This window comes from Xanthomonas sp. NCPPB 2632, from assembly GCF_041228075.2.
Classification (GTDB): Bacteria; Pseudomonadota; Gammaproteobacteria; order Xanthomonadales; family Rhodanobacteraceae; genus Luteibacter.
The window spans coordinates 1,042,824-1,063,280 of sequence record NZ_CM192979.1; the positions used below are offsets into that span (position 1 = coordinate 1,042,824).

The following is a 20,457-nucleotide window of genomic DNA, read 5'->3' on the forward strand; positions in this document are numbered from 1 at the left end:
CATGACCCATGCCGTCCTGACCCACGCCGCCGTTGCGGTGGACCCGTTGCTCGAACTTCACGCGCATCCCGAGTGCGGTGGCCTGGCCCTGTTCATCGGTACCGTGCGAGACCATCACGAAGGACGCTCGGTGCGCCACCTTGCCTATACCGCCCACGAGCCGCTCGCCGAGAAAGTGATCCGCGACGTGGAGCAGGCCACGCGCGACCGCTACGGGGTGCCTTACGTGCGAATCGTCCATCGCCTGGGCGATCTGTCGATCGGGGATATCGCCATTGTCTGCGTCGTGCGCGCGCCGCATCGTGCCGAGGCTTTCGACGCGTGCCGCTATGCGGTGGACGCGGTGAAGCATGGTGCGCCCATCTGGAAGGAAGAGTTCTACACCGACGGCACCAGCGCGTTCGTGGAGGGCTGCTGCATCCGCGACGACCTGGACGACCAGCCGGCGCCCCACGCACACCACCACTCTCCGAATGCGAGCCACGGATGAAAGACGTCAGCCAGAAACCCGATTCCCTGCGGATCGCGCGTGCCACCGCCACGCTGCATGCGCCGGCGGCCTGCATCGATCTGCTGCGCAGCGGCGAGACCGAAAAAGGCGACCCGCTGAAGACGGCGCGCGTTGCCGGCATCCTTGCCGCCAAGCGGACCGACGAGCTGATTCCGCTGTGCCACCCGCTGCCCATCCACCGGGCCGACGTCACCTACGAACTGGCCGCGACCAGCGTGCGCATCGTCGCGGAGGTGCAGACCATCGGCCCGACCGGTGTGGAGATGGAGGCGCTGACCGCCGCCAGCCTGGCCGCGCTCACGATCTACGACATGCTCAAGCCGTACGCGGAGCCCGACGAACTGCACATCCAGGATTGTCGCCTCGAGCGCAAGGTCGGCGGAAAATCGCACTACCGTCGCGCACTGGCGTCGCCACGCACCGCCGCGGTGGTGGTGCTTTCAGACACCGTGGCCAGCGGTGCCAAGCCCGATACGGCCGGCGTCTTCGTCCGCGACGCGCTTGTCGATGCCCACTTCGCTCCCGTGGCCTATACGGTGATCGGTGACGACGCGGCGACCCTGCGCGATCGCGTGCGCGCACTGGTCGACGAGGGCACCTCGCTGGTCATAACGGTGGGTGGTACCGGTCTGGGTCCCCGCGACATCACCGTGGATACCGTCAGGCCCATGCTGGACGTGGACATCCCCGGCATCATGGAAACCGCGCGCGCCTTCGGCCAGCAGCGCATGCCCTACGCGATGCTTTCGCGGGGCGTGGCCGGCTACATCGGCGACACGCTGGTGCTCACCTTTCCGGGTAGCCGGGGCGGTGCCAGCGAGTCGCTGGCGGCCACGCTGCCCGGCATCGTGCACCTGCTGGAAACGGGGCGCACGGGAGGCAAGCACCCCGGCGGCTACGGGGAGGCCAGCTGATGGCACTCCTGCCGCTGGCGGAAACCTTCGCGCATTACCGGCAGCACGTCGGCCCCTTGCCGACGCAGCGGATGGCCCTGGAACTGGCGTTGGGATCGGTGCTGTCCGAGCCCGTGGCCGCCCTGGTCTCGCTGCCGCGTTTCACCCAGAGTTCCGTCGACGGCTATGCGCTGCGTGTCGGCGACGGCCGGAACGAGCGTGTGCTCATCGGCACCTCCGCCGCCGGCGATCCGGCCGACGTCGTGGTCGGGCCCGGCCAGGCGGTGCGTATCCTCACCGGCGGCGTGTTGCCCGCAGGCGCCGATGCCGTCGCCCGCCAGGAGATCGTCGAACGTACCGGGGCTGGCATCGTGCTGACCGCCGCCGTGGTCGCCGGCGAGGCGATCCGTGTCGAAGGCGAGGAACTGATCGCCGGCACGATCATCGCTGCCGCCGGCCAGCGCGTGACGGCCGGCCTGGTCGCCGCGCTGGCGATGGCCGGGATCACCGAGGTGGAGGTATACCGGCGTCCGCGCGTGGTGGTGCTGGTGACCGGTGATGAAGTGGTACGTGCGGGCGAGCCGCTGGCGCCCGGCTTGGTCTACGACGCCAACGGGCCGCTGTTGCGCGCATGGTTCGTCGAGCAGGGCTACGGCGAGCCGGTGGTGGCCTATGTCCGCGACGATGAAGCGGCGCTGGAAGAAGCGATGAGCGCCGCGCTGGACAGTGCCGACCTGGTCGTGACCAGCGGCGGTGTGTCGGTGGGCGATCGCGATTTCGTTCCGGCCGTGGCCGAACGCCTGGGCGTGCGCAAGGTGTTCTGGAAGGTGGCGCAGAAGCCGGGCAAGCCGCTCTGGTTCGGCATGCGCGAGGGCAAGGCCCTGCTGGGCATGCCGGGCAATCCCGCGGCCGTGCTGGTGTGCCTTACCGTGCATGCGCGCGCGGTGCTGGCGCGGCTGGAAGGTGAAACGGCCGATCAGCCGGCGTGGTGCCAGGGCCTGCTGGCCACGGCCGTGGATGCCGACGACGAGCGCGACCGCCTGGTGCGCATGCGACTGGACATGAGCGGTGGCATGGTTTCACTGGCGCTCCTGCCGAGGCAGGAGTCGCACATGCTCAGCAACATGGCCACCGCGCAGGCGCTGGTATGGCTGCCTGCGCGGGCCGAGCCCTTCGCGGCCGGCGAACGCGTCGCCTGGCTACCGCTCTGAACGAGGGCCCGGCAGCGCCGGGCCCGCCGTCATTACCAGGCCTTGACGTCCGAAACGACGACCGTGTAATCGGTCATGTCCGGGGAATAACGGAACAGGCGGCCGAGGTCGAAATCGACGCTCTTGCCCGGTTCGATGTTGGACGTACCTGCAGGCCAACCCTGCTTGCTGGCGACGACCTTGCCCGACGCGTCCTTGGCATCGATGCGAATCTGCGCAGCGGCGGCTTCGGTGCACTTGTTGACCAGGTTGCCCTTCATGCTGAAACGCGGCTGGCCCGAACCCTGCTGGAGCTTCACGCCGAAACCTTCGACGGCGAAGTCCTTGGCGGCGCATGCGGCATGGGCGGACAGCGGGGCGGCGACGAACAGCGCGACGGCGATAGCGATCTTCTTCATGGGTGGTGTTACCTGTCGATAGGGAAAGGCTGACACCCGCTCGTGGGAGAGGGCGTTAGCTGTCGTATCGGCAGGTGGTTCGGAGACTTTAGGCTTTGGGGCCTTGGGTCGTGGAGCAAGAGCCGGCGGGTGCCACCCTCGTGGCCACGCCTGCGGCGACCCGCTAGGGAAGGGCCGCTGGCGCGGCCGTCTATCTATTGCCCTTCGGGCCGGGTCGGGCTTCGCACAGGGGTTCTCGACTCGACATCCTGTCTCGCGAGAACGGCCGGCCGTCCTGGCCGGCCCCCTTCGGGCCTGATCTGTGCGAATCCCTCGCCTGCGGCTACCGGCCACGAGGGTGGCACCCGCCGGCTCTTTCGCAGACTGAGGTTGCGTGTGTGGAGAGCGAAAAGCCGGGTTTCGCTTCGTTGCTGGGAACGCTCGCCTGCCTGTGGCGCATGGCATCGGTCGCCTTAGATGTGTTGAGGGTTCGCGCACGTGCGTGCGCTCCTACAGGGTCGGCGGATCAGGCTTTGAATAGACCGGTCCTACCTCCGGCGTAGGAGCGCACGATGTGCGCGAACAGCCAACAAAGCGCTGACGCCGTAACCCGACCCCTGCTCGTTCACTCCACGCGCTGCTCGCCCAACACTCAACCTCAGTTTCGGGAAGAGCCGGCGGGTAGCCCCCTCGGTGCCGGTAGCCGCAGGCGAGGGATTCGAACGGACAAGGCCGCGTAGCGGGGCCGGCCAGGACGGCCGGCCATTTTTGCTGAGCCATGGATGGCGAATCAAAAATCCCCGGGCGAAGCCCGACCCGCCCCGAAGGGGAATAGATATACGGCCGCGGAGCGGCCCTTCCCTAGCGGGTCGCCGCAGGCGTGGCACCGAGGGGGCTACCCGCCGGCTCTTGTCGCCACACCCGCCCCCGAGGGGCTACCCGCCGGCTCTTGCTCCATCGTCCCAGCCACAGCAAACAAATCCGCCATCGGCTCCACATCCGGCTCGAACCATCTACGCACGGGCGCAAAACTACGACGGTGCGCATCGCAGGGCCCGAGGCGGGCGAGGGCGTCCAGGTGCTCGGGGACGCCGTAGCCCTTGTGGCGGGCGAAACCGTAGCCGGGGTGCAGGGCATCCAGGGCGTGCATGTGCCGGTCGCGGCTGACCTTGGCCAGGATCGAGGCGGCGCTGATGGCCGGCTCGGTCGCGTCGCCGCCGATCACCGCGCGGCCTTCGCAGGGCAGGGTGCGCGGCAGGCGGTTGCCGTCGATCAGGGCGATGTGCGGCGCGTGCTGCGCCAGGCCCAGCAACGCGCGGGTCATGCCGGTCATCGTCGCCTGGAAGATATTGATCCGGTCGATTTCCTCGCGTTCGACGAAGATCACGCTCCAGGCGATCGCCCGTTCCACGATGCGGCCGTAGAGTTTCTCGCGGACGCTTTCGGTCAGCTGCTTGGAGTCGTTGAGGCCGCGGATCGGGCGGGTGCGGTCGAGGATGACCGCGGCCACCACCACCGGACCCGCGAGCGGCCCGCGGCCTGCCTCGTCGACACCGGCCACGACGAGGTCGGGGGCGAGCTGGGAGCTGACGTTGCGCTTGCGGGGCATGCCGAAGAGCCTAATGCGCCACGGCGCCGGCGGGCAAGTCCGCCGGGCGCATGAGCCCGGCGATCGCGTCGGCCGCGTGATCGGCGGCGCGGCCGTCCAGGCCGCCGCGCAGTTCCTGGTGCAGGAACTCGAACGCCGCGACGATGGCACCGCGGCGTTCGCTGTCGCCGAGCAGTTCCAATGTGGCGCGGGCCAGGTTGTCGGGTGTGCAGTCGTCCTGCATGAATTCCGGCACCAGGCGCTTCTTGCCCAGTCCGCAGGCGCGGGCGAGGATGTTGGGCAGGGCGTAGACGTCGGTCTTGAGCATGCGCAGGGCCATGGCGATGCGGTAGCTGGTAGGCGAGACGCGATAGCCCACCACCATCGGTCGCTTCGCCAGCATGGCCTCCAGTGTGGCCGTACCCGAGGCCAGCAGCACGGCATCGGCCGCGAGCATGGCCTCGTGCGCCTGGCCGTCGGTGAGGATCGGGGCTACGCCGGGGAAATCGGCGAGCAGCGCGCGCAACTGCGCATGCACCCGCTCGTTGGCGGAAGGCACCACGATGCGCAGGGTGGGCATCGCCTCGGCCACGCGGCGCGCGGCGGCGATGAAGATGGCGCCCACGCGCTCGATCTCGCTTGGCCGGCTACCCGGCAGCACGGCCAGCACGGGCACGTCGTGGGGCAGGCCGAGGGCGTCGCGCGGGCCGGCGCGGTCCGAGACCATGGGAAAACGGTCGGCCAGCGGGTGACCGACGAAGCGTGCGTCGATGCCGTGCTTCGCGTAGATCGGTGGCTCCATGGGGAACAGGCAGAGCACGCGATCCGCGGAACGGCCGATCTTCTCGGCACGTTTCTCGCGCCAGGCCCAGACCGACGGGCTGACGTAATGCACGGTGCGCAGGCCGGCGGCCTTGAGCTTGCGCTCGACGCCGAGGTTGAAGTCGGGCGCATCGATGCCGACCACCACGTCCGGGCGCAGGTCGAGCAGTTTGTGCAGCAGTGCCTTACGGAGGCGAAGCAGCCGGGGCAGGTGCCTGACCACTTCGCTGAACCCCATGACCGACAGCGCGCGGATGTCGTACCAGGAGTCGAAGCCGCGCCCGAGCATGCGCCGGCCGCCGATGCCGACGAAGCGGGCCGTAGGGTGGCGGGTGCGGAGCGCGTCGATCAGGTCGGCGCCGAGCTGGTCGCCGGAATCTTCCCCCGCGATGAGGGCGATGACGGGCGCATCGGCGGAGGAGGGGGGCTGCTGCATGATGTAAAGATCTCCCTCGGTCGGTAGCCGACCTGGCGAAGTGCCGACGCCCCCTGGCGCCGGCGGGTGTTACCGGGCGAGCGAGCGCTCGCTGCGATCGAGGAATTCGAGCATCTGGCGCACGTCGTCGCTGACCTCGGCCTGCGAGAGCAGTTGCTCGCGCGCCTCGGCCAGCGGCAGGCCGGCCATGTACAGCGTGCGGTAGGCACGCTTGATGGCGGCGATGCGCGCGGTGTCGAAGCCCCGGCGCTTCAGGCCCTCGCTGTTGATGCCGCGCGGGCGGCCGCGGGTCTCGTTGGCCATCATGACGAAGGGCGGCACGTCGGAGCCCACCAGGCAGCCCATACCGATGAACGCATGCGCGCCCACCTTGCAGAACTGGTGCACGCCGGAGTAGCCGGACATAATGGTCCAGTCGCCGATCTCCGCATGGCCGGCCAGCGCCGAGTAGTTGGAGAACACCACGTGGTTGCCGACCTGGCAGTCGTGCGCGATGTGCACGTAGGCCAGCAGCCAGTTGTCGTTGCCGATGCGCGTGATGCCGCCGCCGTCGCCCGTGCCGCGGTTGATCGTGACGAACTCGCGGATGAGGTTGCGATCGCCGATGATCACCTCGGTGCGCTCGCCCTGCCATTTCTTGTCCTGCGGGGCGCCACCGATGGAGGCGAACTGCGAGATGCGGTTGTCGCGGCCGATGACCGTGGGGCCCTCGATCACCACATGCGGACCGACGGTGGTTCCCTCGCCGATGACCACGTCCGCACCGATGACGCTGAAGGCGCCGATGCTGACGTTGTCCGCGATGCGCGCCGATGGATCGATCTGCGCGGAGGGATGGATCATTTGTCGCTCCTTGCCGCGCACATCAGCTCGCAGCAGGCCACTACCTTGCCGTCCACCAGCGCGCGTGCCTCGAACAGGCCCATGCCGCGGATCAGCCGCTTGAGCGACACCTCCAGGCGCAGCTGGTCGCCCGGTGCGACCACCGCCGAGAAGCGCGCGTTGTCCACCTTGACCAGGTAGAACAGCGGGCTGCCGCTATGGCCGTCCATCTTGCTGGTGATCTGCGTCAGCAGGCCGGCGGTCTGGGCCATGGCCTCGACGATGAGCACGCCCGGCATCACCGGATGTCCGGGGAAATGCCCCTGGAAGAACGGCTCGTTGATCGTGACGTTCTTGATCGCCGCGATGGACTTGCCCGGCTCGATCTCGATGACGCGGTCGACCAGCAGGAACGGGTAGCGGTGCGGCAGCAGTCGCTGGATCTGCTCCACGTCCACGGGAAGCGTCACGGCGGCTTTCGGTTCGGTCATTGCCCTTTGTCCTTTTCCAGCGCCGACAGGCGGCGCGCGTATTCATCGAGGTGTTTCATGCGCGCCGCGTTGCGCCGCCACTGGCGGTTTTCCTGCAGCGGGCTACCGGAGGAGTATTCACCGGCTTCCCTGATCGACGAGGTGACCAGGCTCTTCGCCGTGATGGTAACCCGGTCGGCCAGTTCGAGGTGGCCGAGCACGCCGGCGTTGCCGCCAATGAGGCAGTAGCGGCCGATTTTCGCGCTGCCGGCCACGGCCGAGCAACCGGCCATGGCGGTATGGGCGCCGATATGCACGTTGTGGGCGATCTGGATCTGGTTGTCCAGGCGCACGTCTTCTTCCAGCACGGTGTCTTCCAGCGCGCCGCGGTCGATCGTGGTGTTGCTGCCGATCTCGCAGTCGTCGCCGATGCGCACGCCGCCCAGTTGGGGAAGCTTGATCCAGTGGTCGCGGTCGAAGGCCAGGCCGAACCCGTCGGAGCCGATCACCGCGCCCGGGTGCACGAGGACGCGCTTGCCCAGCGTCACGCGGATCACCAGGGTGACCCGCGCGACCAGGCGGGAGCCGGTACCGACCACGCAACCCGGTCCGATGGTGCAGTGCGGGCCGAGGATGACGTTTTCCTCGATGACCGCGTTGTCCTCGATGACGCAGCAGGGCCCCACCGATGCCGTGGGATGCACGCGGGCGGACGGCGCCACGACGGCGCTGGGGTGGATGCCGCGCGGGGCGGCCGGATGCCGTTCGAACAGCGCGGCAATGCGGGCGTAGGCCACGTAGGGGTCTTTCGCCACCAACGCGGCGCCGTTGCGCAAGGGCAGCTGCTCCGCGCCGAGCACCACGATGCCCGCCTGCGATTCGGCCAGCTGCGAGGTGTATTTCGGGTTGGAGAGGAAGGTGAACTGGCTGGGCGTGGCGGCGGCCAGCGTGCCGACGCCGTCCACCGTGGTGGTGGGGTTGCCGTGCGGCTCCAGTTCGAAACGCTCGGCCAGCTCGGCCAGGGTGTAGTGCGGATTGCCGCTCAAGGGAGGCTCCCAAAAAAAAGGGGTGGCGCTTTTGGCGGCCACCCCCTGATTGTATGTGGTGCGTAGGTGCGTTTCTGTCTTAGAACGTGTTGCCGAAGGTGAACTGGATGCGCTCGACGAAGCGGCTGTCGGCGTCCTTCTTCCGGAACGGCACGGCGAAGTTGATGATCAGCGGGCCGATCGGCGCCTGCCACTGCAGCGACAGGCCGGTGGAGGCACGCAGTTCGCTGGCGTCGAACGCGCCGTAGTTCTTGTACACGTTGCCGACGTCGACGAACCACGACACGCGGGCGGTGTTCACGTCCTTGAGGAAGGGCAGCGGCAGGAACATCTGCGCCGTGCCCAGTACCTTGAACGCGCCACCGACCGGCTGGCCGTAGCTGTAGTAGCCGCCCGAGCACTTGCCCTTGGCATCCGGCGTGCCCGACACGCTGCCGCCGTCGCACAGGCGGGGACCCAGCGTGTTGTCCTGGAAGCCGCGAACGTCGCGGACACCGCCGGCGTAGTAGTTCTCCCAGAACGGGAAGTCGACCTTGTCGCCCTTCTGGTAGGTGACGATCGGGTTGCCGCTGGCATCCTTCGCGAGCGTGCCGTCGGCATTGGTCTGGTAGACGGTGTTGCTGTACGTGGTGCCGTAGGTCTTGCCGTAGCCCACCTGGCCGTCGAGGTAGAGCACGAAGCCCTTGCCGATGGGCCAGTAGTGGTTGGCTTCGCCGAACAGCTTGTAGTACTGCACCGTGGAGCCGGGCAGCGCGCCGGAGACCGACGCCGTGAACTGGCCGCCGCGGGTGGGCGCCCAGTAGCTGTTACGGGTGTCGTGGGTGTAGCCGAGGCTGGACGTCCACGAGTGGATCGTCTTGTTGCCCAGGGCGTTCTGGTACCCGACCAGCTCACGTGGCGTATAGAACGACGTGTTGATCAGGTTGGAGCTGACGCCCAGGCTGGTCGACACCGAGTCGAAGTCGGTGATCGGGAAGGACAGCGTGGTCTCGAACGACTTGGTGCTGTACGTGTAGTTCGCCAGGTCGGTATCGCCGTAATCCAGCTTGCTGTAACCGAGGTTGTAGCCCAGCTGGATGCCGGAATCCGTGAGGTACGGATTGGTGTAGCTGGCGTTGACGCGCTTGTAGTACGTGCTGGTTTCCGCACCGACCGAGAAGCGGTCGCCGGTACCCAGGAAGTTGTTCTGCGACACGGACGCCGACAGGATGATGCCCGAGTACTGCGAGTAGCCGACGCCGAACATCAGCGAGCCGGCCGATTGCTCCTCGACCTTGGCGGTCAGGTCCACCTGGTCGACGGTGCCCGGCACGAGGGCCTTGTCGATATCGACGGTCTTGAAGTAGCCAAGGCGCTGCAGGCGCGTCTTGGAGCGGTCGATGGCGCCCTGCGAATACCATGAGCCTTCCAGCTGGCGCATTTCACGACGCAGCACCTCGTCTTCCGTACGGGTGTTGCCCTGGAAGACCACGCGACGGACGTACACGCGCTTGCCCGGCTCGATGAAGAGCGTGAGGTCGGCGGTGCGCTTGTCCTTGTCGAGCTTGGGAATCGGGGTGACCTTGGCGAAGGCGTAGCCGATGTTGGCGAGGATGCCCTTGATCGCATCGTCGCTGGCTTCGATCGCACCGCGGTTGAAGGTGTCGCCCTTATGGATGAAGACCAGCTTGCGCAGGGTTTCTTCCGGCAGGATCAGCTCGCCGAGCAGCTTGACGTCGGAGACGGTATAGACCTCGCCTTCCTTCACCGAGGTATCGACGTACATTGCGCGCTTGTCCGGGCTGATCGCCACCTGCGTGGAATCGATGCCGAAGTCGGCGTAGCCGCGGTTCATGTAGTAATTGCTGAGCTTCTCGAGATCGCCCGAGAGCTTTTCACGCGAGTACTGGTCGTCCTTGGAGTACCACGACAGCCAGTTGCTGGTGTTGGATTCGAAGCCTTCGCGGATGGCCTTGTCGCTGAAGGCCTTGTTGCCGACGACGTTGATCTCCTTGATCTTCGCCGCCTTGCCTTCGCGGATCTCGATGTCGATGGCCACGCGGTTGCGGTCGAGCTGCGTCACGTGGGGATCGACCGAGACGTTGTACTTGCCGCGGTTGTAGTACTGGCGGATGAGTTCCTGCTGGACGCGGTCGAGCGACAGGCGGTCGAAGGTCTCGCCTTCGGCCAGGCCGATCTCCTTCAGGCCCTTGCGCAGGTCGTCTTCCTTGATGTCCTTGTTGCCGCGCAGCGTGAGCTTGGCGATGGCCGGGCGCTCGACGACCTTGATCACCAGGATGTCGCCCTGGCGGTCGAGTTCGACGTCGCTGAAGAATTTGGTCTGGTACAGGGCGCGGATAGCGGCCTGTGCCTTGTCGTCGCTCAGGGTCTCGCCCTTTTCGATCGGCAGGTAGCTCAGCACCGTGCCTTGCGCGATACGCGTAAGGCCATCGATGCGGATGTCGGAAACGACGAACGGCTCGAAAGCGGCAAGCGCATTGGCGGACAGGGAGGCGAGCAGGATCAGGGCGGCGATACGCTTCATCGTCGATTCCGTTGGGTTAATTCCAGCCGACGGCGGACGAGGCCGGCGACCGAAGAGGAGCACGCGCCGGACTCATGCCAGGCGTCGTTCGGTTGCGGGAGCAGGGAGCGCCCGTGACCTGGGTGATACGTTTACGAAACAAGCAGTCGCTGGATGTCGTTGAAGAACGCCAGCCCCATCATGGTGAACAGCAGGGCGATGCCTACATATTGGCCGGCGATCATGGTGCGCTCGCTGACCGGGCTGCCCTTGACCAACTCGATAAGGTAATACAGCAGGTGTCCACCGTCCAAGACCGGGATGGGCAGGAGGTTCAAGATCGCCAGGCTGAGCGACACCAGGGCGAGGAAATTCAGGAACCAGCCCAGCCCGCGGCTGGCCGAATCGTTGGCCACCTGGGCGATGCCGATCACGCCGGACAGGTTCTTGGTGGAGGCCTGCCCCGACAGCATCTTGCCGATCAGGTTGAAGGTGGAGGTGGTGCCCGCCCAGGTGGCGCGCAGCGATTCACTGAACGCGCGGACCGGGCCGTAGCGCAGGGTGGCTTCTTCCAGCGGCTGGCGGCCGACACCGATCAGCCAGCGGGTGGGCTGGCCCTGCTCGGATTTCATGCGGGCGGTGACATCGACGATGCGGGTCTGGCCATCGCGCTGGATGCCCACGGCCAGCTTCGGCGACACGGCGGCCTGTTCCGGCACCAGCCTGGTGAACGCCGGGAAGTCGACCACGGGCTTGCCGTTGACGCTGACGATGCGGTCGCCCGTGCGGATGCCGGCGGCGAACGCCGGATCGCCCGGCACCACTTCGCCGACCACGGGCGGCGACTGCAGCCCCAGACCCAGCTGCGTGATCCGCTTGACCAGGTCGCCGTTGTCGGTGAGGTTCTGGATCGGCAGCACCACGTTGCGCTGGGTGCCGTCGGTGCCCTGCACATGCACGGGCAGGGGTTCGTTGCCCAGCAGGCTGTCGACCAGGCGGTCGGTGGCGTCGCTCCAGGTGCCGACGGCCTCGCCGTTCATGGCCAGGAGGCGGTCACCCGGGCGGATGCCCGCCTGCTCGGCGATGCTGCCCTTGTCGGCGGCCACGATGGGCGCGACATCGGGCTTGCCGATCATGTACATCGCCCAGAAGGCGACGACGGTAAAAATGAGGTTGAAGGCGGGACCGGCGGCGACGATGGCGATCCGCTTCCACACCGACTTGCCGGTGAACTCCTGCCCGCGGTCGGCGGGATCCACCTCGCCCTCGCGGGCGTCCAGCATCTTGACGTAGCCGCCCAGCGGAATGGCCGCGATCTGGTATTCGGTGCCGTCCTTCGCCACGCGACGCCACAGCGGCCGGCCGAAGCCCACCGAGAAGCGGAGCACGCGGACGCCACAGCGGCGCGCGACCCAGTAGTGGCCAAATTCGTGGAAGGTCACCAGCACGCCAAGCGTGACCAGCAGCCAGAACACGGAACCGAGGAAGGGACTCATCAGGAGGGGTGGGTCTCGAAGAAAAAACGTTGGAGTGGAGCGAGTTTAGCAGTAAGCGCGGTGGAGCACGCCCCGGGCGGCCCGTCGCGCTTCCCCATCACGCTCAACGAGCGTCTGGACATCGACCACGGGTTTGGCCGGCAGTTCCTCAAGAACCCGCTCGACGACGTCCGCGATACCCAGGAAGGGCAGCGTGCCGGCGAGGAAAGCCTCCACGGCGACCTCGTTGGCGGCGTTGAGGATGGCGGTGGCGTCGCCCCCGGCGCGCAGGGCGTCGAAGGCCAGGGCCAGGCAGCGGAAGGTGTCGATATCGGGTTTCTCGAAGTCGAGGCGGGCGTGCGCGGCGAGGTCGAGCGGCGCCACGCCCGCCTCGATGCGCTCGGGGTAGGCCAGCGCGCAGGCGATGGCGGTGCGCATGTCCGGGTTGCCCAGCTGGGCCAGCATCGAACCGTCGAGGTAGTCCACCATCGAGTGGATCAGGCTCTGCGGGTGCACCACCACGTCGATGGCATCCACCGGGGCGGCGAAGAGGTGATGCGCCTCGATCACCTCCAGGCCCTTGTTCATCAACGTGGCCGAATCGACCGAGATCTTGCGACCCATCGACCATTTGGGGTGCGCGCAGGCCTGGTCGGGCGTGATCGTGCCCAGGTCGGCCCGCGTACGGCCGCGGAACGGCCCACCGGAGGCGGTGAGGACCAGCCGGCGCACGCCGACCCGGGCGAGGTCGGGGCGACCGCCGGGCAGGCACTGGAAGATCGCGTTGTGCTCGGAGTCGACGGGGATCAGCTCGCCGCCGCCCGCGCGCAGGGCCTCCAGCAGCAGCGCGCCACCCATCACGATCGCTTCCTTGTTGGCCAGCAACAGCCGCTTGCCCGCATGTGCGGCGGCCAGCGCGGAATCCAGCCCCGCGGCGCCGACGATGGCCGCGACCACGGTGTCGCACAGCGGCCCGGCGGCGGCGGCGCTGACTGCCTGCGCGCCGGAGGCGATATCGCAGCGCACCCCGGCCGCGGCCAGGCGGCGGGCCAGGTCCGCTTCCATCGAAGGGTCGGCCACGATCGCCAGTGCCGGACGGAAACGTGCGCAGAGCGCGGCCAGGGCTTCGGTGCCACGGTTGGCCACCAGTACGGTGGCGCGAAAGCGATCGGGATGGCGGGCGATCACGTCGAGGGTGCTGCCCCCGATGGAGCCCGTGGCGCCGAGTACGGCGACGTTACGGACGGTCATGGCTCAAAGGCCCAGCATCAGCTTGCCGGCCACGAAGATCGGCAAGGCGGCGAACACGCTGTCCAGGCGATCCAGCAGGCCACCGTGCCCGGGGAACAGCTGGCCCGAATCCTTGACCTCGGCGTGTCGCTTCATAAGGCTTTCGAAGAGGTCGCCGACGATGGCCACGGCCACCGTGAGCAGGCCCAGCACGCCCAGGCCCACCAGGTGCGGCGCATCGTTCACGCCCAGCAGCCAGCCGCCAAAGACGGCGAACGCGCTGCCGCCGACCAGGGCGCCGTAGACGCCGGCCCAGGTCTTCCCCGGGCTGATCCGCGGGGCGAGCTTGCGCCGACCGAACTGGCGGCCGGTGAAATAGGCGCCCGTATCGGCGGCCCAGACCACCACGAGGGCGAGCAGTGTCCACCAGTTGCCGTGGTCCGACGCGTGCAGCGCCATGGCGGCGGCGAAGGTCGGTACGATGACCAGCACACCGGTGCCGATCTTGAGCAGGCGGTTTTCCGAGTTGGGTGCGGCCGCGAAGGTGAAATGCCGCAGCCAGAAGCAGCAGCCGATCCACCAGATCACGCCGGCCAGGGTGATCGCCATCAGCAGGCCCGGCGTGGCGACCAAAAGCACCGTCAGCAGGATGGCGGCCGCACCGGCCACCACGATGCCGCGCCCCATGGGCGTGCGGCAACCGGCCAGCAGGCTCCACTCCCATGCGGCGCCGACGAAGACCACACCGATGGCCGCGGCGAAATACACCGTCGGCGGCAGGAGGATCATCGCAAGGACCAGCGGGAGCAGGATCAATGCGGTGGTAACGCGTTGTTTCAGCATGGTGTTCCGGCGTCAGCCCGTGGCTACCTGTTCGCCGGTGCGGCCGTAGCGGCGCTCGCGGCGGGCATAGTCGTCGAGGGCCTGATCCAGGCAGGCTTCGTCGACGTCAGGCCACAGGGTGTCGGTGAAATAGAGCTCGGCATAGGCGATCTGCCAGAGCAGGAAGTTGCTGACGCGCCGCTCGCCGCCGGTGCGGATGAACAGGTCCAGCGGCGGCTGGTCGGCCAGGCAGGTGTACGCGGCCAGACGGGTTTCGTCGATGTCGCCGATGGCGAATTCGCCGCGCGCAGCCGCTTCCGCGGCCAGGCGCGCCGCGTTGGCGATGTCCCAGCGTCCGCCGTAATTGACCGCCACGTTGAGCGTCAGCGCGGTGTTGGCATCGGTGCGTTGCATGGCGCCGAGCATGCGCTGACGCAGCTCCGCCTCGAAGCCGTCCAGGTCGCCGACGAAGCGCACGCGCACGCCGTTGCCGTGCAGTTCGTCCACTTCGCGGTCGATCGCCTTCAGGAACAGCTCCATCAGCGCCGAGACCTCGGTGGCCGGGCGCTGCCAGTTCTCGCTGGAGAAGGCGAACAGCGTGAGCGACGCGATGCCGCGCCGCAGGCAGAACTCCACCGCCTGGCGAACGGCTTTCTGCCCGGCATGGTGACCGAACGTGCGCGGTCGCAGGCGCTGCCGGGCCCAACGCCCGTTGCCGTCCATGACGATGGCGAGGTGGCGGGGAACCCGGCCTTCGGGCCTGGCTGCCATGGTGTCGGGCCGATGGCGCGTCAGAGCGCCATCAGCTCCTTTTCCTTTTCCTTGACCACGTCGTCCACTTCCTTGACGAACTTGTCCGTGAGCTTCTGGACGTCGTCGTCGGCGCGCTTCTGGTCGTCCTCGGTGATTTCCTTGTCCTTGAGTAGCTTGCCGATGTGCTGCACGGCGTCGCGGCGGACGTTGCGGATGGCGATCTTGGCGGCTTCGCCTTCCTTGGCCACGCTCTTGGCGAGCTCCTTGCGGCGCTCCTCCGTCGGCGGCGGGAAGTTGAGGCGGATGTCCATGCCCATGGTGGTGGGCGTGATGCCGAGATCGGAAGCCATGATGGCCTTCTCGATCGGGCCGACCATCGCCTTGTCGAACGGCTTGACCGACAGCGAGCGGGCATCGGGCGTGCTGATGTTGGCGACCTGCGACAGCGGCGTGGGCGAGCCGTAATACGGCACTACGATGTTGTCGAGGATCGACGCATTGGCGCGGCCGGTGCGGATCGTCTTCAGGTCGTGCTTGAGGGAGTCGATGCTCTTGCCCATGCGGGTCTCAGCATCTTTCTTGATGTCGTTGATCATGGGCCGTTTTCCGGTGGAACGAGTCAGCAGGCGAGTATAGCAGCGAGCGTGCCGGAGGCCGTGCCGCACTGCGCCAGGGGGAGGTCGGCGCCGCTTCCGGCGCCGGGCTCGGTCGGCGTCAGCCGGCGTTGACGAGGGTGCCGACCGGCTCGCCCTTCATGATGCGCATGAGGTTGCCTGGCTTGGTCATGTCGTAGATGCGCAGGGGCAGCTTGTTCTCGCGGCACAGGGCGATAGCGGCGGTGTCCATGACCTCGAGGCGCCGCTCGATCACCTGGTTGTAGGTCAGGTGGTCGTAGCGCTGGGCGGTAGGATCGCGCTTGGGGTCGGCCGAGTAGATGCCGTCGACCTTGGTGGCCTTGAGGAGCAGGTCGGCGCCGACTTCCACGGCGCGCAGCGCGGCGGCGGAGTCGGTGGTGAAGAACGGGTTGCCGATGCCGGCGGCGAACAGGGCCACGCGGCCTTTTTCCAGGTGACGGATGGCGCGACGGCGGATGAAGTCCTCGCAGACCTCGTTGATCTTGATGGCGCTCATGGTGCGGGCTTCGCCGCCCAGCTTCTCGATGGCATCCTGCATGGCCAGCGCGTTCATCACGGTGGCGAGCATGCCCATGTGGTCGCCTGTGACACGATCCATGCCCGAGGCAGCCAGGCCGGCGCCACGGAAGATGTTGCCGCCGCCGATCACGACGCCCACCTCGACACCGGCATCGCGTACCTCGAGGATTTCCTTGGCCAGGCGCTCGATCACCTTCGGATCGATGCCGTAATCCTCGGCTCCCATGAGGGCTTCACCGGAGAGCTTGAGCAGGATGCGGCGGTGTTTCAGCGGGGTGCTCATCGGGGATCTCCAGTTTGTAAGGGGCAAAACAGGCTTAGTTTAGCGCGTGCACAGTTGTTACAGCTATGTGAATCCGCGGTGGGATGTCACGTTTTTTGTGCTTTGTTGCTAGCATTTGATTTGGCTCTGTTGAAGGCTCGCCTTCGGCATCGCGTTGGAGCGTGGCCCTTGGCGCCTGGGGCAAGAGCCGGCGGGTAGCCCCCTCGTGGCCACGCCTTCGGCGACCCGTGAAGGAAGGGCCGCGTTCGCGGCCGTCTATTGATTGCCCTTCGGGCCGGGTCGGGCTTCGAACGGGGGTTTTCGACTCGACATCCTGTCTCGCGAAAACGGCCGGCCGTCCTGGCCGGCCCCCTGCGGGCCTGATCCGTTCGAATCCCTCGCCTGCGGCTACCGGCCACGAGGGGGCTACCCGCCTGCTCTTCCCGAGACTGAGGTAGGTTGTGACGCGAGCGGTCGCAGAGGTGCGGGGTATGGCGTCAGCGCTTTGTTGGCTTTTCGCCCACATCGTGGGCTCCTACCCCACGGGTAGGGCAAGCCGTTGGAATACCCAACGCGTGATCTGCCGTCTGGGGGGGGGGGGTAGGAGCGCACGCACGTGCGCGAACCCTCAACGTATCTAAGGCGACCGAGGCCATGAGCAACAGGCAAGCGAGCGTTCCCAGCAACGAAGCGAAACCAGGCTCTTCGCTCTCCCCACACGCAACCTCGGCGCTGGAAAGGGCCGGCGGGTGCCACCCTCGTGGCCGGTAGCCGCAGGCGAGGGCTTCGAACGGACAAGGCCCGAAGGGGGCCGGCCAGGACGGCCGGCCGTTTTCGCGAGACAGGGATGTCGAGTCGAAAACCCCCGTTCGAAGCCCGACCCGGCCCGTAGGGCAATAAATAGACGGCCGCGCGTAGGAGCGCACGATGTGCGCGAACCAGATACACGGCCGCGCCAGCGGCCTTTCCTCAACGGGTCGCCGCAGGCGTGGCCACGAGGGTGGCACCCGCCGGATCTTGCTCCAGGCCCAAGGCCCAACGCGATGCCGAAGGCGAGCCCGCCCAGCCAGTTGCCCAAACAAAAAAAAGCCGCGATTGCTCGCGGCTCTTTCGGATGTCGCCAGGGCAGTTGGCTTACGCCAGACCCGCCTGCTTCATGACTTCGGCGGCGAAGTCGTCGACGACCTTCTCGATGCCTTCGCCGACGGCCAGGCGCTGCACCGAGATGATCTCGGCACCGGCCTTCTTGAGGGCTTCGGCGACCGTGACGTCACCGTCCAGCACGTACGGCTGGCCGACGAGGGTCACTTCGGCGAGGATCTTGTTGACCTTGCCCGAGACGATCTTGTCGAGGATGTCGGCCGGCTTGGCCTTGTCCTTGTCGGTCATCTTGGAGAGCTCGATTTCCTTTTCCTTCGCAAGGAAATCGGCCGGGACGTCTTCGACCTTGACGAACTTGGGGTTCATCGCGGCCACGTGCATGGCGATGCCCTTGGCCAGCTCTTCCGAGCCGCCCTTGAGCGCCACCAGCACACCGATGCGGCCGCTGTGCGAATAGGCGCCGATGATGTCCTGGGTCTCGACCTTGGCCATGCGGCGCACGTCGAACTTCTCGCCGATGGTGAGGGTGAGCGTCTTGGCGCCTTCCTCGACCGTGGTGTCGCCGAGCTTGGCGGCCTTGAGAGCGGCGATGTCGTCGATGCCGGACTCGAGGGCGACGTTGGCGACGTCCTTGGTGAACTGGATGAACTGCTCGTTGCGCGAGGAGAAGTCGGTTTCGCTGTTGACTTCGACCAGGGTGGCGACGCCGGGCTTCTGCGCGACGGCGATCAGGCCCTCGGCGGCAACGCGGTCGGCCTTCTTGTCAGCCTTGGCCATGCCGTTCTTGCGCAGCCATTCCATCGCCACTTCGATGTCGCCATTGTTTTCGACGAGCGCCTTCTTGCACTCCATCATGCCGACGCCGGAACGCTGACGCAGTTCATTGACGAGCTTGGCGGAAATCTCAGCCATGGTAGTTCCTCAAAGTTTTGATGGGCGCCGCGGCGGGTGTGCAGCGGCGCCGGATGGGACGATGGAGCGGTAACGGGGTGGGGCGCTTACGCGCGACCACGACCACCGTCACGGCCGCCGTCACGGCCACCTTCGCGACGCGGGGCACCCTTCTTGTCCGGTGCGCCACGACGGTCGCCACGCGGGGCGCTGTCCTTCGCGACCGGGTTGCCTTCCTCGTCCATTTCCACGAACTCGTTGGCATCGCCACGAGCGGCGTTCGGCGAGGCGGCCTTGCCTTCCAGGATGGAATCGGCGGCGGCGCGGGCGTAGAGCTGGATGGCGCGGATGGCGTCGTCGTTACCCGGGATGGCGTAGTCGACGAGGGCCGGGTCGTAGTTGGTATCGACGACGGCGACCACCGGGATGCCGAGCTTGCGGGCTTCCTGGACGGCGATGTCTTCGTGACCGATGTCGACGATGAACAGGGCGTCCGGCAGGCGGTTCATGTCCTTGATGCCGCCCAGCGAGTTCTGCAGCTTGTCGCGCTCACGGCGACGGGCCAGCACTTCGTGCTTGACCAGCTTCTCGAACGAACCGTCGGTTTCGGCGGCTTCCAGTTCCTTCAGGCGGGCGACCGACTGCTTGACCGTGCGGAAGTTGGTCAGCATGCCACCGAGCCAGCGGGCGGTGACGAACGGCTGGCCGGCGCGCGCGGCTTCTTCGGCGAGCGACTCACGGGCGGAGCGCTTGGTGCCGACGAAGAGGATGGTGCCGCCCTTCTGGGCCAGGCCCGAGAGGAAGTTCATCGCGTCGGTGAAGAGCGGGAGCGTCTTCTCGAGGTTGATGATGTGGATCTTGCCGCGGGCACCGAAGATGTACGGCGCCATCTTGGGGTTCCAGTAACGGGTCTGGTGGCCGAAGTGAACGCCGGCTTCCAGCATTTCGCGCATGGTGACTTGTGCCATGGAATGACTCCTGGGCGAACCGCATCGAGCGGTTCTGAGGGGGTTGGGACCTCCACGCATCCCCGGCTTCGACCCGGTTCTTTCGAACCAGGCACCCCGAAGGCGGTGCCGATGCGTGTGTGGCGTTGGGTGCGACCGGTTACAATCGCGGTTCGTATCGCCGCCGTGGCCACGTTCGCGTGGCTTCGCCGGACAGCAAAACTCGCTAATTGTAGCCTCCGGGGCCGCCCTGCCGCAAGATCGGGTGGAATTCCGGTGGGGGCGCCGCCATTTCCGCAGGCAGGCCCGTTCCCCTGCAGGGCAAAGAACCAAGAGAGAGCCGCCATGCCCGTCATACCCAAGACCCCCGAAGAGATCCAGCTGATGCGCGAGGCCGGCCGCCTGGCCGCCGAGGTGCTTGCCATGCTGGTGCCGCACGTCAAGCCCGGCGTCACCACCGAGCACCTGGACCGCCTGGCCCACGACCATATCGTGAACGTGCAGAAGGCCGTGCCCGCCAACGTGGGTTACCGGGGCTTTCCCAAGACCGTGTGCACCTCGGTCAACCACGTGATCTGCCACGGCATTCCCACGGAGACCAAGGTCCTCAAGGACGGCGACATCGTGAATATCGATGTCACGGTCATCAAGGACGGCTGGCACGGCGACACCAGCCGCATGTATTTCGTGGGCACGCCCAGCGTCCTCGCGCGCCGCCTGGTCGATACCACCTTCGAGGCCATGATGAAGGGTATCGAGGCGGTCAGGCCGGGCGCCACGCTGGGCGATGTCGGCGCGGCCATCCAGAAGCACGCGGAGGCCGCCGGTTTCTCGGTGGTGCGCGAGTACTGCGGCCACGGCATCGGCAAGGTCTACCACGACGAGCCGCAGGTGCTGCACTACGGCCGCAACGGCACGGGCCTGGAACTCAAGTCCGGCATGACCTTCACCATCGAGCCCATGATCAACGCCGGCAAGCCGCAGACCAAGTCGCTGCCCGATGGCTGGACGGTGGTCACCAAGGATCACTCGCTGTCCGCCCAGTGGGAGCACACGGTGGCCGTGACCGACGACGGTTTCGAGATCCTCACGCCCTGGCCGGACGCCGCCTGACGTTCCATCGACGCGGCCGCCCGGCCGCCG

At 67.2% G+C, this 20,457-nt stretch carries 19 protein-coding genes; 4 read left to right on the forward strand and 15 right to left on the reverse strand.

The window, feature by feature from the left end; genetic code table 11:
* Position 1: 1 nt before the first annotated feature.
* The 3 genes from AB8808_RS04620 to AB8808_RS04630 are packed head-to-tail and all read left to right on the forward strand — an operon-like array spanning position 2 to position 2,615.
* Positions 2 to 490 carry a molybdenum cofactor biosynthesis protein MoaE gene (locus AB8808_RS04620; RefSeq protein ID WP_369927143.1) on the forward strand — a complete coding sequence of 163 codons (489 nt, stop codon included), beginning with the start codon at positions 2 to 4 and terminating at the stop codon, positions 488 to 490.
* Positions 487 to 1,425: a bifunctional molybdenum cofactor biosynthesis protein MoaC/MoaB gene (gene moaCB, locus AB8808_RS04625; protein ID WP_369927145.1), complete on the forward strand. Its 939-nt coding sequence runs from the start codon at positions 487 to 489 to the stop codon at positions 1,423 to 1,425. Before AB8808_RS04620 ends, moaCB begins: the two co-directional genes overlap by 4 nt.
* Entirely contained in the window at positions 1,425 to 2,615 is a 1,191-nt protein-coding gene (locus AB8808_RS04630) for a molybdopterin molybdotransferase MoeA (RefSeq protein ID WP_369927147.1), read from the forward strand. The genes moaCB and AB8808_RS04630 overlap by 1 nt, the downstream gene beginning before the upstream one ends.
* 32 nt (positions 2,616 to 2,647) lie before the next feature.
* Here AB8808_RS04630 and AB8808_RS04635 read toward each other — a convergent pair whose 3' ends face one another.
* From AB8808_RS04635 to rpsB, 15 genes are all read right to left on the reverse strand, one after another.
* Positions 2,648 to 3,013 (reverse strand): hypothetical protein, encoded by a 366-nt coding sequence (locus AB8808_RS04635; RefSeq protein ID WP_036137150.1) that lies wholly within the window; start codon positions 3,011 to 3,013, stop codon positions 2,648 to 2,650.
* A gap of 874 nt (positions 3,014 to 3,887) precedes the next feature.
* Positions 3,888 to 4,601, reverse strand: a complete 714-nt coding sequence (rnhB, locus tag AB8808_RS04640; RefSeq protein ID WP_369927150.1) for a ribonuclease HII — start codon at positions 4,599 to 4,601, stop codon at positions 3,888 to 3,890.
* 10 nt (positions 4,602 to 4,611) lie between these two features.
* The gene (gene lpxB / locus AB8808_RS04645) at positions 4,612 to 5,838 is read right to left on the reverse strand and encodes a lipid-A-disaccharide synthase (RefSeq protein WP_369927152.1); all 1,227 of its coding nucleotides are present in this window, start codon (positions 5,836 to 5,838) and stop codon (positions 4,612 to 4,614) included.
* A 69-nt stretch (positions 5,839 to 5,907) separates the two neighbouring features.
* Positions 5,908 to 6,681: an acyl-ACP--UDP-N-acetylglucosamine O-acyltransferase gene (gene lpxA / locus AB8808_RS04650; protein ID WP_036137144.1), complete on the reverse strand. Its 774-nt coding sequence runs from the start codon at positions 6,679 to 6,681 to the stop codon at positions 5,908 to 5,910.
* Positions 6,678 to 7,151 carry a 3-hydroxyacyl-ACP dehydratase FabZ gene (gene fabZ / locus AB8808_RS04655; RefSeq protein ID WP_285407082.1) on the reverse strand — a complete coding sequence of 158 codons (474 nt, stop codon included), beginning with the start codon at positions 7,149 to 7,151 and terminating at the stop codon, positions 6,678 to 6,680. The genes lpxA and fabZ overlap by 4 nt, the downstream gene beginning before the upstream one ends.
* Entirely contained in the window at positions 7,148 to 8,176 is a 1,029-nt protein-coding gene (gene lpxD / locus AB8808_RS04660) for a UDP-3-O-(3-hydroxymyristoyl)glucosamine N-acyltransferase (protein ID WP_369927155.1), read from the reverse strand. Before lpxD ends, fabZ begins: the two co-directional genes overlap by 4 nt.
* 79 nt (positions 8,177 to 8,255) lie before the next feature.
* Positions 8,256 to 10,700, reverse strand: a complete 2,445-nt coding sequence (bamA, locus tag AB8808_RS04665; RefSeq protein ID WP_369927157.1) for an outer membrane protein assembly factor BamA — start codon at positions 10,698 to 10,700, stop codon at positions 8,256 to 8,258.
* A 131-nt stretch (positions 10,701 to 10,831) separates the two neighbouring features.
* Entirely contained in the window at positions 10,832 to 12,175 is a 1,344-nt protein-coding gene (gene rseP, locus AB8808_RS04670; RefSeq protein ID WP_369927159.1) for an RIP metalloprotease RseP, read from the reverse strand.
* A 45-nt stretch (positions 12,176 to 12,220) separates the two neighbouring features.
* Positions 12,221 to 13,405, reverse strand: a complete 1,185-nt coding sequence (locus AB8808_RS04675; protein ID WP_369927161.1) for a 1-deoxy-D-xylulose-5-phosphate reductoisomerase — start codon at positions 13,403 to 13,405, stop codon at positions 12,221 to 12,223.
* 3 nt (positions 13,406 to 13,408) lie between these two features.
* Positions 13,409 to 14,227: a phosphatidate cytidylyltransferase gene (locus AB8808_RS04680; RefSeq protein WP_369927162.1), complete on the reverse strand. Its 819-nt coding sequence runs from the start codon at positions 14,225 to 14,227 to the stop codon at positions 13,409 to 13,411.
* A 12-nt stretch (positions 14,228 to 14,239) separates the two neighbouring features.
* The gene (gene uppS, locus AB8808_RS04685; protein ID WP_354517491.1) at positions 14,240 to 14,977 is read right to left on the reverse strand and encodes a polyprenyl diphosphate synthase; all 738 of its coding nucleotides are present in this window, start codon (positions 14,975 to 14,977) and stop codon (positions 14,240 to 14,242) included.
* A gap of 20 nt (positions 14,978 to 14,997) precedes the next feature.
* The gene (gene frr / locus AB8808_RS04690; protein ID WP_036137124.1) at positions 14,998 to 15,555 is read right to left on the reverse strand and encodes a ribosome recycling factor; all 558 of its coding nucleotides are present in this window, start codon (positions 15,553 to 15,555) and stop codon (positions 14,998 to 15,000) included.
* Between the two features lie 118 nt (positions 15,556 to 15,673).
* Positions 15,674 to 16,396: a UMP kinase gene (gene pyrH, locus AB8808_RS04695; protein ID WP_369927165.1), complete on the reverse strand. Its 723-nt coding sequence runs from the start codon at positions 16,394 to 16,396 to the stop codon at positions 15,674 to 15,676.
* Between the two features lie 1,113 nt (positions 16,397 to 17,509).
* A complete protein-coding gene (gene tsf, locus AB8808_RS04700; RefSeq protein ID WP_369927166.1) occupies positions 17,510 to 18,388 on the reverse strand; it encodes a translation elongation factor Ts in 879 nt (292 codons plus the stop codon).
* Positions 18,389 to 18,474: 86 nt separating this feature from the next.
* Positions 18,475 to 19,335 carry a 30S ribosomal protein S2 gene (gene rpsB, locus AB8808_RS04705; protein WP_036137114.1) on the reverse strand — a complete coding sequence of 287 codons (861 nt, stop codon included), beginning with the start codon at positions 19,333 to 19,335 and terminating at the stop codon, positions 18,475 to 18,477.
* Between the two features lie 324 nt (positions 19,336 to 19,659).
* Between rpsB and map the strand changes: the two genes are divergently transcribed.
* Entirely contained in the window at positions 19,660 to 20,427 is a 768-nt protein-coding gene (gene map, locus AB8808_RS04710; protein WP_369927169.1) for a type I methionyl aminopeptidase, read from the forward strand.
* The last annotated feature ends 30 nt before the right edge of the window (positions 20,428 to 20,457 follow it).